Source organism: Gillisia xinjiangensis, assembly GCF_046298265.1.
In the GTDB taxonomy this organism is placed as follows: Bacteria; Bacteroidota; Bacteroidia; order Flavobacteriales; family Flavobacteriaceae; genus Gillisia; species Gillisia xinjiangensis.
Genome location: NZ_JBKAHK010000002.1, coordinates 807,753 through 820,367, shown reverse-complemented (window position 1 = coordinate 820,367; position 12,615 = coordinate 807,753). Strand labels below are relative to the sequence as shown.

The window sequence follows — 12,615 nt, the reverse complement described above, 5'->3', positions numbered from 1 at the left end:
TTTAATTTGTACTTTCTGGTTGATCAGAGGTAAGGGGTTCGTCAGATTCCTGGATTGCAGTACTATCTGCATTAATTGCAGGAATAAGGTTTTCTTCTGTTTCAGCAACGAATTCCCTTTCAGGATTGCCTTCCAAAGCAGCTTTTAATTTCATTACATAATGATCTATTTGCCAACGCTCTTCAATGGAAGTTTGAGAAGCATACGATCCCATTGCATTAAGACCAAAATACATTACGTGATATACACTACCCTCTGTGATAGCTCTACCTGCATCGTCATAGCTTGGAATACCAAGAATTTTTTCTCGTTGTACCAAAATCCCCTGGCCATCACCCTGATCTCCATGGCACACTGCACAATATATGCTATAAAGCGCCTTACCTTTAGTAAGATTTTCTTCAGTGTAAGGTAGAGTGTTCTTCAGTTCCGCTTTTGCCTGGGTGTACCCTTCATTAGAATTCTCGTATTCGTATGGCATCCAACCCCGGGCAATGGTTCCTTCAACCGGTAACTTGGCTTCCTGCTCGTTCACAAAAATATCGTATTCTCCAAAAGTGTCATAAGGAACAGACTCATACATATCTGGGAAATACTGATAATTAGGGCTGTTCTTATCGAAACAAGAGGTAACTGTTGCTGCAATAAGAAAGAATACTATGGATCTTTGAAATAAACTTTTCATTCTGTTTATTTATTTTCTATTAAATTAATTTCGAGTGCACCTGTATTGTATAAAAATTTTGAAAGTTGGTTCACATCGTGATTTTCTACATCAATTTCCATAAGAAAATGATCATCTGTGGTTCTTACATCAGGATTTTCAGCTTCCTTAAAAGGCCATAATTTACTCCTCATATAAAAGGTAATCACCATAAGGTGAGCTGCAAAAAACACTGTCAATTCAAATATAATAGGCACAAAAGCAGGAAGATTTGACATAAAGCTAAAACTCGGTTTTCCACCAATATCCTGAGGCCAATCTTCTATCATCATGTAATTCATCATTACAATAGATACCGCGAACCCTACCACACCATAAAGAAATGAGGTAATGGCAAGTCTTGTTGGTTCCAACCCCATCGCTTTGTCTAGCCCATGAACGGGAAAGGGGGTGTAAATCTCTGCAATATGATACCTTCCTGCCCTTACTTGCTTTACCGCTTGCAAGAGTATATCGTCATCGGTATAAATAGCGTGTATAACTTTTGATGCCATCTTTTACTTATTATTAAGTTTTATTGCCTGGGCTACCCAGTCTTCCCGTTCTCCTTCTCCGGGGAAGTTTTCAATAATTTCGTTTAACAATTCAAAATCTATTGCTCCCAGTTTGCTAACCTGACTGAAAGTGTAAATTCCTAACTGATGCAAACGCTGTTGCATCAATGGCCCAACGGATTTCAATTTAGTGAGGTCATCTGCTTTTTGGGTTGATGGACTAAAAGTTCCAATTCGTTCCAGCATTTCATCGATTCTGTCTTTTTGAACTTCAGAAGTAACAAGACCATCCGCATTTACCGTTGGATTATGATCATCCTCTTCCAGGGTATCTTCTCCACTGGTATCCTCCATTTGCTTATGAACACCTTCTGCGGTATTTGCGCTTGGCTCTCTAACAAGTGGTGAATAGTGATCTACATCGTCTCCATGTTCTGCCCGTAATTTTTTATACTTTGCACTGGAGGCCTTTAAAATAGTTTTCACCTCTGCCTGTGCAATTACTGGGAAACTTCTTGCATATAAAAGGAATAATACAAAGAAGAAACCTATAGTTCCAATGAAAATTCCAATATCTACAAAAGTTGGTGAAAACATAGTCCAGGAGGATGGTAAGTAATCCCTGTGAAGTGAAGTAACGATAATTACAAATCGTTCAAACCACATCCCAATATTCACTACAATAGATATAAAGAAAGAGAACATGATACTGGTACGCAGTTTCTTGAACCACATAAACTGTGGAGAGAAAACATTACATGTCATCATGGCCCAGTAAGCCCACCAATAAGGCCCTGTCGCTCTGTTAAGGAACGCATATTGTTCATATTCCACCCCGGAATACCAGGCCACGAATAATTCTGTAATATATGCAACCCCTACAATAGAACCTGTTACCATTATTACAATATTCATTAATTCTATATGCTGAATTGTAATATAATCCTCAAGATTAGAAACTTTTCGCATAATGATAAGCAAGGTGTTTACCATTGCAAATCCGGAGAAAACAGCTCCTGCAACAAAATAAGGAGGAAAAATGGTTGTATGCCATCCAGGGATAACCGAGGTAGCAAAGTCAAAGGATACAATAGTATGTACCGAAAGCACCAATGGGGTTGCCAAACCTGCAAGCACCAAAGATACCTCTTCAAAACGTTGCCAGTCTTTTGCCCTACCGCTCCATCCGAAGCTTAATATTCCATATATTTTTTTCTGAAAAGGCTTTACGGCCCTGTCACGTATCATCGCAAAATCCGGAAGCAAACCAGTCCACCAGAAAACCAGCGAAACAGAAAGATATGTGGAAATCGCAAATACATCCCAAAGTAAAGGGGAGTTAAAGTTTACCCATAATGACCCAAACTGGTTTGGGATTGGAAGCACCCAATATGCCAGCCAGGGACGTCCCATGTGGATAATTGGAAATAATCCGGCCTGCATTACAGAGAAAATTGTCATCGCCTCTGCAGAACGGTTAATCGCCATCCTCCATTTTTGACGGAATAATAATAATACCGCCGAAATAAGTGTACCGGCGTGGCCAATACCTACCCACCAAACAAAATTTGTGATATCCCAGGCCCAGCCTACGGTTTTATTTAATCCCCAGGTTCCAATTCCTGTAGAGACTGTATAGATTATACAGCCTAAACCCCAGAGAAAAGCGATCAGGGCGATAGAAAATACTATCCACCAGGATTTATTCGCCCTTCCTTCAACCGGTGCCGCCACATCAATGGTTACGTCGTGATAGGTTTTATCTCCGGTAACTAAAGGCTTTCTAATAGGTGCTTCGTAATGAGACATATCCTTTTATAATTGATTCTTTAATTGTTTTTATTAAGCTTCTGAAGTATTCCTTACTTTTGTTTGATACATCACATTGGGTTTTGTTCCAACATATTCCAGCAAGTGATACATTCTTTTATTTTCTTTCATCTGAACAATTTTAGCATCTTTATCATTAATATCTCCAAAATGCATTGCACCCTTATCACAAGCCGCAGAACACGCAGTATGGAATTCTCCATCTTCGATAGCCCTGCCATCTCGTTTTGCATCCAAGATAGTTTTTTGAGTCTTTTGCATACACATTGAACACTTCTCCATCACCCCTCTTGATCGTACGGTTACATCTGGATTTAAAACCATCCGACCAAGATCATTATTCATATGATAATCAAATTCATCATTTTTCGCATAGCTAAACCAGTTAAAACGACGAACTTTATATGGACAGTTGTTCCCGCAATACCTTGTTCCCACACACCTGTTATAAACCATTTGATTCTGACCCTGACGCCCGTGAACGGTAGCGGCTACAGGACAAACAGTTTCACAAGGAGCATGATTACAATGCTGACACATTACAGGCTGAAATACTACCTGTGGATTATCTGCCGCAAGTTCAAGTTCTGCAAACTGAGAAAGTGAATCTCCTAATCCGGACATACCTTCTTTCTTATCAATATCTCCGGTAAAAGTATCTTCTGAAGAATAATAACGGTCTATTCTCAACCAGTGCATATCACGGGATCTCCTAACTTCGGTCTTCCCTACTACCGGCACATTGTTTTCAGAATGACAGGCTATAACACAAGCACCACATCCGGTACAGGCATTTAAGTCTATAGAAAGGTTGAAATGGTGTCCAATGGATCTGTCAAAGCTTTCCCAAAGGTCAACTTCCGGAGATGTTACAGGAGTTTCAATATGATTAAGGGAAACTTCAGGAACCTTATTCCAAAAACGAGCTTCTTTAGTATTGAAAATTTCAAGAGTGGTTTCCTTGATAATATCACCACGACCCATCAATGTGTTTTGTAATTGAACACAGGCAAATTCATGCATTCCTGAAACTTTTTCCAGGGATACATTCTGCACAGATTTAAAATCTTTATATAAAGGATAAGCATTAACACCTACCTGCATTTCTTCTTTTAAACTTTCTTTTTTTCCATAACCCAGCGCCAAACCAATTGTTCCTTTAGCTTGCCCGGGCTGAATAAAGACCGGCACATTTTCAAGAACCACATCATCCATTTTAAGATTGACATAACTTCCATTAAGCGCACCGTTGGCAACATTCTCATTGATCAACTCATACCTATCAGCATCTTCCTGAGAAATTGTAAGGTAATTGTCCCAGGATGCTCTGGTCAAGGGATCAGGCATTTCCTGCAACCACGGGTTGTTGGCCTGCTGCCCGTCACCCATTGCGACTTTAGTGTAGAGGATTAGTTCAAGACCACTGTTTTCAGAACTTTGATTAAGATTTCTTAAAGAAGAGGCATTGTTGAGGGTAGCTGTATTTTGATTATCAGCTTCTTCCACGACAGGTGAAGTCCCCTCAAAAACACCATCGTGAAGCGCTTCATTCCAGGTTACCGAACCTAAAGATCCATTCCAGGTTTCCTTGATATATTCGTAATATGAAGTGGAATTATCGCTCCATTTCAATAAACACTCCTGAAACTGTCTGGTATCAAACAAAGGATTGATTGTAGGCTGCATCAAACTGAAACTATTCCTGGTGAACTGAACATCACCCCAGCTTTCCAAATAATGAGGAGTGGCTGCTATATATTTACAAAGCTTGGCTGTTTCATCTTCTTTCATAGAAAATGCAACCGAAACTTCTACTTTTTTCAATGCTTCAACAAATTCTGCGGAATTAGGCAAACTATACACAGGATTAACTCCTGCAATAAGAATGGCGCCAACACTTCCGCTATTCATTTCCCCCACCAGCTTTAGTACTTCTTCAGCATTCCCCTGACGGATCATTCGTGGATTAGCAGTATCTATTACCGTACTTCCAAGACTCTCATTAATAGCAAGCGCTATGGATTGAGCATCAAAATCAGGCAAGCCGGTTACTACAACCGCTTTATTTCCGGATTTTCTTAAATTATTAGCTGCTTTTACCACAGCATCATCAATATTCGCAGGCAAAGCACTGGTAGAAGAGCCGCCGGAAATGTAATTATATAAGGCAGCTAAAACCGTTCTTTGCTGAGACGGAGTTACCGGCACTCGTTTATCGGCATTTGCTCCGGTTAAAGACATATTTGACTCAAACTGAATATGGCGGGACATCGCTCCGTTATCCGGCACCCTCGTTTTAGCATAGGCAGCATCAAATCCACCACCTTGCCAGTCGCCAAGGAAATCGGCACCTACAGAAACAATAGTTTCCACATTGGCCATATCATAATTTGGCAAAGCACGAAAACCATACTTTGCCTCAAAAGCATTTAGCGCAGCATCTTCTGAAACAGTATCGTAAACTACGTGACGTACATTACCGAATTTACCCGAAAATTCATTTATAAGCTTTGTAGTAGATGGACTTGCAAAAGTTTGTGTAAGAAGAACGATCTCCCCCTGCACACTTTGCAACGAATTCATCATTTCCTGATCAAATTTATCCCAGGAAACATTTTGTCCATCCATCATAGGCCGCTTCACCCGCTGACTGTCATACATAGACAATACCGATGCGTGAACTCTGGCATTCACTCCTGCTTTTGCAGTAGCCGAAGCATTGTTCTCGATCTTAATAGGGCGACCTTCCCGTGTTCTCACCAATACGCTGGCAAAATCAAACCCATCGGCCATTGTAGTTGCATAAAAATTGGCTACACCGGGAACAATCTGTTCGGGTTGCACTACATAAGGAATAGACTTAATAACAGGACCTTCACACGCAGCCAAAGAAGCTGCAGCTGTACTGAAACCAACATATTTCAAGAAATCACGACGAGTGGTGGAAGATCCGGATAAAGACTCCTTATCACCCAAAAACTCATCGGTTGGGATTTCTTCTGTAAATTCTTTTTGTTGGAGCGTCTCAACAATGGAGCTGTTTTCCTTAAGCTCCTCAACACTTTTCCAGTATTTCTTGTTTGATGACATATGTATAAATATTATTAACTTCTTAATTAAATACCCGATTTATCAGGGATACTACTAGTAGTGACATTTTGCGCATTCCAATCCACCTAACTGCGCGGCGGTTAACTCTTCAACCCCATACTTATTGGATAATTCTTCGTGAATTTTCTCATAGTATTCATTTCCTTCCATTTTCACATTGGTTTCGCGGTGACAATTAATACACCAACCCATTGTTAACGGAGCATCCTGATAAACGATTTCCATCTCCTGGATAGGTCCATGACAGGTTTGACAGTCGATTTGGCCTACAGAAACATGCTGGGAATGATTAAAATATGCGAAATCCGGTAAATTATGAATTCTCACCCATTTCACTGGCTTGGTTTCACCGGTATAGGATTGAGATTCTGGATCCCAACCTACCGCATCGTATAATTTAGTGATCTCATTATCATAAAATTCTTTTGAATATTCCTCAGTAGCTGTTTCAGCAGCTACCTCTCCAATGGATATGTGGCAATTCATACATACATTTAAAGAAGGTATCCCCGAATGTTTGGAAACCCTTGCGGAAGAATGGCAAAATTTACAATCTATCTGGTTATCACCTGCATGAATTTTATGAGAATAGTGAATAGGCTGAATAGGCTGATAACCCTGATCTATACCTACCTGCATAAAAAATCCATACACAAAATATCCGGCTGCCAATAAAACAATGACAGAAGTAACCAATACTAAAAATTGGTTTTGAACAAATGCTTTCCAAATTGGCGTACCACGCTCTTTCTTAGCAGGTAACTCAACCCCACTTGCCACAGCAAATTTTCTTAGGGTTTTATTTACAAGAAAAAGAATTAATAAGAGCATTAGAAGTACAAATGCCAGGATAACCAGAATAATATTATTTGAAACACCGCCAACCCCGGCACCTGTTTCGCCGGCAGCAGCAGGACCTGCAGCAGCTACAGGTTCCGGTTTAGGCGTCTCAACATAGGCAAGCATATCCCCGATTTCTACATCGGTTAATGCAGGGAATGCAGGCATTGGAGTTTTGTTATACTCTTCGTAAATAGCTATAGCCTGTGCATCTCCGGAAGCTATCATCGCTGATGAATTACGAATCCAGGAATTTAACCATTCACGGCTATATTTATCTGTTACCCCGTGCAAAGCAGGACCTATACCTTTTGAATAAGGCTTATGACAGGCTGCACAAAGTGTGTTGAACAATGATTTCCCGTTAACAGGATCTCCTAAATCTGATTCCGGAGCAGTTGCTGCCTCTTCCTGTGCCTGCGCTTCAGCTGGAGCCACATCGCCTTCCTGAGAAAAAGCAAAATCGGAAAATGAAAACAGAAATATTGCTGATAAAATCAGCAGGCGTGTGGTTGAATGGCGGAATTTCACCTTTTTCATATTGTAAGTTGAATTAACGTCTTATTGTTTGGCACGATTTTTCATAATTATTATAATCAATGAATATAAGCAATCGAACCCTAAAATTCACGGACAAAAGTAATACTTAAAGTCGATTTTAGAAATCTTATAGAAGTGTTAACTTGCAATTTATAACAGTTCTAAATAAAAATTTAACCCCCGTTTAAGTTATTAATATATACTTTTACACCAAACCTTTTTATAATGAGAATATTAAAAATACAAGACTGTTTTTTCATTGGCATGTTTATGCTTGGAATTTGTTTCACCATGAGTGCACAAACCGGGCAAATCAATATTCAGCAAAATGAGCTTATTCCAAAATTACTGGAACTAAAATCGGAGATGACAAAAGACGGGAAGCTGGGAGAACGCTATACAATCCAGCTATATTACGGAGATAACAACGCTGCGAGTAATGTGATCAAGGAATTTAGGGCAAAATATAATTCCCTGCCTTCTTCCGTTATTTACGAAACCCCAAACTATAAAGTTTGGGTTGGAAATTTCAGAAACAGACTGGAAGCAGACAGAGCATTATTAAAAATAAAACCCGATTTCCCTTCTGCATTTATCCCAAAACCTCAAAGGGGATAAACAAAATAAACCTAATAATAAAAAACTCCGTTGAGAAATGTTCCTATCGGAGTTTTTTTTATGCCAAATCTTTTATTGAATGCCTCGCGTTTTAATTACCGGATTCCATTCTCTATAAGGACCATATTCAGCAGTAAATGTCACTATAAAACACTCTGACAGCTTTATATCATCAAACGAATTTGCTGAGCCAGCTGGCAAACAAAATAGGCTAAAGGCCATAAACCTCTTTAAAAACAAAAAGCTGTGCAGAAATATCTGCACAGCTTTTAATATAATTTACCTGTTAAGGGTTATTTCATTTTTTTCTTAACAGCTACTTCCTGGTATCCTTCAACAACATCACCTTCTCTAATATCGTTGTAATTCTTGATTTGCATACCACAGTCATATCCTTTAGAAACTTCTTTCACATCATCTTTAAAGCGTTTCAGCGAAGAAAGGTCTCCGGTATAAACTACTACTCCATCCCGTATCAATCTGATTCCGTTATTTTTGATGATTTTTCCTGAAGTTACCATACATCCTGCAATAGTTCCAATCTTGGAAATTTTGAAGGTTTCCCTAATTTCAGCAGTACCGGTAATCTCTTCTTTCATCACAGGAGACAACATTCCCTCCATAGCATCTTTAAGATCATTGATAGCATCATAGATAATAGAATACATTCTAATATCGATCTCTTCCTTATCTGCCAACATTCTGGCATTTCCGGCAGGACGCACATTAAATCCAATAATCACCGCATCGGAAGCCGAAGCTAACAATACATCACTTTCAGTAATTGGACCAACTCCTTTGTGTATAATATTCACCTGAATTTCTTCAGTGGAGAGTTTTTGGAAACTGTCCGTCAATGCTTCTACAGACCCATCTACATCCCCTTTAAGAATTATATTGATCTCTTTGAAATCTCCAAGCGCAATACGCCTACCTATTTCATCAAGTGTAATATGACGTTGAGTTCGTACCGATTGTTCTCTTTGTAACTGGGTTCTTCTTGCAGCAAGATCTTTTGCTTCCCGCTCATCCAGCATTACCCTGAACTTATCTCCAGCCTGCGGAGCTCCATCCAATCCCAAAATTGAAACGGGTGTGGCTGGCCCTGCTACTTCTACATCTTTACCCCGTTCATCCTGCATCGCCTTGATTTTACCGCTGTGCTTACCGGCCAGAACATAATCCCCAATTCTTAGTGAACCTTCCTGAACAAGTATAGTGGAAACATATCCTCTACCTTTATCCATAAAAGCCTCCACTACGGTTCCTTTACCTGGTTTATTTGGGTTCGCTTTAAGCTCAAGGATCTCGGCTTCAAGTAACACTTTTTCAAGTAATTCCTTAACTCCCAAACCAGTTTTAGCTGAAATATCGTGTGACTGGATCTTACCTCCCCAGTCCTCTACAAGCAGGTTCATCGCTGCCAGTTTTTCTTTAATTTTTTCCGGATTTGAATGAGGCAAATCGACCTTATTAATCGCAAAAATTATTGGGACACCTGCAGCCTGAGCGTGAGAGATGGCCTCTTTTGTTTGCGGCATCACATCATCATCTGCTGCTATTACAATAATTGCAATATCGGTTACCTGGGCACCCCTTGCACGCATGGCGGTAAAGGCCTCGTGACCGGGAGTATCCAGAAAGGCTATTTTCTCACCATTCTCCAACTCCACCCCGTAAGCACCAATATGCTGTGTAATACCACCGCTTTCACCGGCTATTACATTCTCTTCACGTATATGATCCAATAAGGATGTTTTCCCGTGATCTACGTGTCCCATCACGGTCACAATTGGAGCGCGTGGTTTTAAATCTTCCTCATTATCTTTATCTGTTTCTGAAACCTCTTCAATATCTGCTGAAACAAATTCTACTTCGTAATCAAATTCGTTTGCTACAATAGAAAGCGTTTCGGCATCAAGACGCTGGTTCATCGTTACCATCATTCCAAGTGACATACAAGCTGAAATAATTTTGGTAACCGGAACATCCATCATAGTAGCCACCTCATTTGCAGTTACGTATTCGGTTACTTTTAAAATTTTACTTTCTATTTCTGCCTGAGCAAGATCATCTGCCGAACGTTGACGGTGGGTATCTCTTTTGTCCCTTCTAAATTTAGCTCCTTTTCCTTTTGAAGATTTTCCCTGTAATTTTTCAAGGGTCTCCCTAACTTGTTTTTGTACTTCTTCTTCGCTTGGTTCTTCCCTTGCAATAGCTGGCCTGGCCGGTCTTTTACCTGCCGGTTTATTCGGCCCTCTTGCAGCTGCGGCTCCTGGCGCTGGAGTCCCCTTAACATCTTTGGTTATTCTGCGACGACGTTTTTTAGCCTTATTCTTGTCATCTGCAGCTTTCTTCTCGTCTTTCTTTTTAACCGGTTTTTTAAACTGGGAAAGATCGATTTTCTCCCCGGTAAAATTGGGGCCGTTAAGCTTGGTATAATTCGTTTTTAAAGTTTCCGATTCAGGAGTCTTTTCAGGATCTTCTTCAGCTGGTTTTGCTGCTGCATCTTCTTTTTTGGAACCTATTTTATGCTCCTCCTTTTTAGGCTGAATATCCTCTTTCTTAGCTATAACTTCTTCAGTAGGAACTTCTTCAGTAGGAACTTCTTTTTCCTTGGCTGAAGTTTCTTTTGAAACAACCTTCTCTTCTGAAACAACCTTCTCTTCCGGTTTTTCAGCTTCAACTACCTTCGGCTTTTCAGCTTCTTTTTCCTTTTCTTTTGGTGCGGGTTCTGAAACAGCCTTTACAGGCTTCTCTTCAACTTCAGCTTCTTTAGGTTTTTCTTCCGCTTTTTCAGACTTTTTATCCAGGTCGATTTTACCCACCTGTTTTGGGCCTTCAAGCTTGGTTCTGGCACTTATGATATCTTGCTGCTTCTGCTCTTCCTTCCGCTTCTCCTCCTGCTCCTTTTCACGAGCTAAACGAAGTTCCTCCTTCTCCTTGCGCTTCTCCTCGCCAACTTCCTTGGATGCCACCTTCTTACTTTTATCTGTTTGAAACTGATTGAAAAGTACCTGGTAAACCTCTTCAGAAATTTTTGTGGTAGGACGCGCTTCTATTTCGTGACCTTTGGAATTTAAAAATTCCACAGCACGATCTAGCGAAATATTGAATTCACGTAGTACCTTGTTTAATCGCATTGTTTTTGCTTCAGCCATAAATTGCCTATAAATTAACCTCTTATTATTATTGTATGCTTATATAAAAAGAACGGCTTATTGTTCTTCAAATTCTTCTTTTAATACATTGATCACTTCGCGGATGGTTTCCTCTTCAAGATCGGTTCTGCGAACCAAATCATCTACATCCTGTTCCAAAATACTTTTCGCGGTATCCAGTCCAATTTTCGCAAACTCGGCGATTACCCAGTCTTCTATTACATCTGAAAATTCTCTTAATTCAACATCTTCCTCTCCTCCATCTCTAAACACATCAATCTCATAACCGGTAAGCTGACTTGCCAGTCTGATATTGTGTCCTCCACGGCCAATTGCCTTGGAAACCTCCTCAGGTTTTAACATCACCTCTGCCCGCTTATTCTCTTCATCCATTTTGATGGAGGTTATTTTTGCCGGACTCAATGCTCTTGTAATAAAGAGTTGATCATTGCTCGTGTAATTAATAACATCGATATTCTCGTTGCCTAATTCACGAACAATACTGTGAATACGTGATCCTTTCATCCCAACACAGGCTCCAACAGGATCTATTCTGTCATCATAGGAATCTACCGCCACTTTTGCTTTTTCTCCAGGAATACGAACCACTTTTTTAACCGTGATAAGCCCGTCGAAAACCTCAGGAATTTCCTGTTCAAACAATTTTTCAAGGAAAACGGGAGCAGTTCGCGACATAATAATTTGGGGTTTGCTTCCTTTTAACTCAACACTTTCAATAATCCCTCGTACGTTTTCTCCTTTTCTGAAGAAATCTGAAGGTATTTGTCGGTCTTTTGGTAAAATTATTTCATTCCCTTCATCATCCAGTAAAATAATTGCGCGGTGACGAATATGATGAACCTCAGCAGTATAAATCTCTCCTTCAAGATCTTTAAAGTGCTTGTAAATATTGGTGTTATCGTGTTCGTGTATCTTGGCGATCAAATTTTGACGCAAGGCCAGAATTGAACGACGTCCAAGGTCTATTAATTTCACTTCTTCAGAAACGTCTTCTCCTACCTCAAAATCAGGCTCTATCTTTCTGGCTTCAGTTAACGAAATCTCCTGGTTTGGATCTTCCACTTCACCATCGGCCACTACCACACGGTTTCTCCAAATCTCTAAATCCCCCTTATCAGGGTTTACAATGATATCAAAGTTGTCATCCTCCCCATACTTCCTCTTCAAAGCACTCCTGAACACATCTTCCAGAATTGCCATTAGGGTAACTCTGTCTATTAATTTATCGTCTTTAAATTCTGAAAAAGACTCTATTAATGCGATATTCTCCATATCA

The 12,615-nt window shown here is 39.9% G+C and carries 8 protein-coding genes; 1 reads left to right on the top strand and 7 read right to left on the bottom strand.

The genetic code is table 11. The features are described from left to right. Window position 1: 1 nt before the first annotated feature. From ACKGJN_RS04810 to ACKGJN_RS04790, 5 genes are read right to left on the bottom strand one after another with little or no spacing between them, the layout of a single operon-like run. Window positions 2-685, bottom strand: coding sequence for a c-type cytochrome (locus tag ACKGJN_RS04810; RefSeq protein WP_409538292.1), 684 nt, complete (start codon window positions 683-685; stop codon window positions 2-4). A gap of 5 nt (window positions 686-690) precedes the next feature. Continuing rightward, window positions 691-1,218: a DUF3341 domain-containing protein gene (locus ACKGJN_RS04805; protein ID WP_409538291.1), complete on the bottom strand. Its 528-nt coding sequence runs from the start codon at window positions 1,216-1,218 to the stop codon at window positions 691-693. Window positions 1,219-1,221: 3 nt separating this feature from the next. Next, on the bottom strand, window positions 1,222-3,027 hold the full coding sequence (gene nrfD / locus ACKGJN_RS04800; RefSeq protein ID WP_409538290.1) for an NrfD/PsrC family molybdoenzyme membrane anchor subunit: 1,806 nt from the start codon (window positions 3,025-3,027) through the stop codon (window positions 1,222-1,224). Between the two features lie 33 nt (window positions 3,028-3,060). Further along, entirely contained in the window at window positions 3,061-6,138 is a 3,078-nt protein-coding gene (locus ACKGJN_RS04795) for a TAT-variant-translocated molybdopterin oxidoreductase (RefSeq protein ID WP_409538289.1), read from the bottom strand. 54 nt (window positions 6,139-6,192) lie between these two features. Further along, window positions 6,193-7,539: a c-type cytochrome gene (locus ACKGJN_RS04790; protein WP_409538288.1), complete on the bottom strand. Its 1,347-nt coding sequence runs from the start codon at window positions 7,537-7,539 to the stop codon at window positions 6,193-6,195. Window positions 7,540-7,764: 225 nt separating this feature from the next. On the opposite strand from ACKGJN_RS04790, the gene ACKGJN_RS04785 reads away from it, so the two are divergent. After that, the gene (locus ACKGJN_RS04785) at window positions 7,765-8,157 is read left to right on the top strand and encodes an SPOR domain-containing protein (RefSeq protein ID WP_409538287.1); all 393 of its coding nucleotides are present in this window, start codon (window positions 7,765-7,767) and stop codon (window positions 8,155-8,157) included. Between the two features lie 293 nt (window positions 8,158-8,450). On the opposite strand, the gene infB is transcribed toward ACKGJN_RS04785, so the two are convergent. Then, window positions 8,451-11,318 carry a translation initiation factor IF-2 gene (gene infB / locus ACKGJN_RS04780; RefSeq protein ID WP_409538286.1) on the bottom strand — a complete coding sequence of 956 codons (2,868 nt, stop codon included), beginning with the start codon at window positions 11,316-11,318 and terminating at the stop codon, window positions 8,451-8,453. 57 nt (window positions 11,319-11,375) lie between these two features. Further along, window positions 11,376-12,611: a transcription termination factor NusA gene (gene nusA / locus ACKGJN_RS04775; protein WP_409538285.1), complete on the bottom strand. Its 1,236-nt coding sequence runs from the start codon at window positions 12,609-12,611 to the stop codon at window positions 11,376-11,378. Window positions 12,612-12,615 lie beyond the last annotated feature (4 nt).

Excerpts from the sequence above, each read along its gene's own strand:
- ACKGJN_RS04810 (WP_409538292.1), bottom strand. The coding sequence starts at position 685 with ATGAAAAGTTTATTTCAAAGATCCATAGTATTCTTTCTTATTGCAGCA.
- ACKGJN_RS04805 (WP_409538291.1), bottom strand. The coding sequence starts at position 1,218 with ATGGCATCAAAAGTTATACACGCTATTTATACCGATGACGATATACTC.
- nrfD (WP_409538290.1), bottom strand. The coding sequence starts at position 3,027 with ATGTCTCATTACGAAGCACCTATTAGAAAGCCTTTAGTTACCGGAGAT.
- ACKGJN_RS04795 (WP_409538289.1), bottom strand. The coding sequence starts at position 6,138 with ATGTCATCAAACAAGAAATACTGGAAAAGTGTTGAGGAGCTTAAGGAA.
- ACKGJN_RS04790 (WP_409538288.1), bottom strand. The coding sequence starts at position 7,539 with ATGAAAAAGGTGAAATTCCGCCATTCAACCACACGCCTGCTGATTTTA.
- ACKGJN_RS04785 (WP_409538287.1), top strand. The coding sequence starts at position 7,765 with ATGAGAATATTAAAAATACAAGACTGTTTTTTCATTGGCATGTTTATG.
- infB (WP_409538286.1), bottom strand. The coding sequence starts at position 11,318 with ATGGCTGAAGCAAAAACAATGCGATTAAACAAGGTACTACGTGAATTC.
- nusA (WP_409538285.1), bottom strand. The coding sequence starts at position 12,611 with ATGGAGAATATCGCATTAATAGAGTCTTTTTCAGAATTTAAAGACGAT.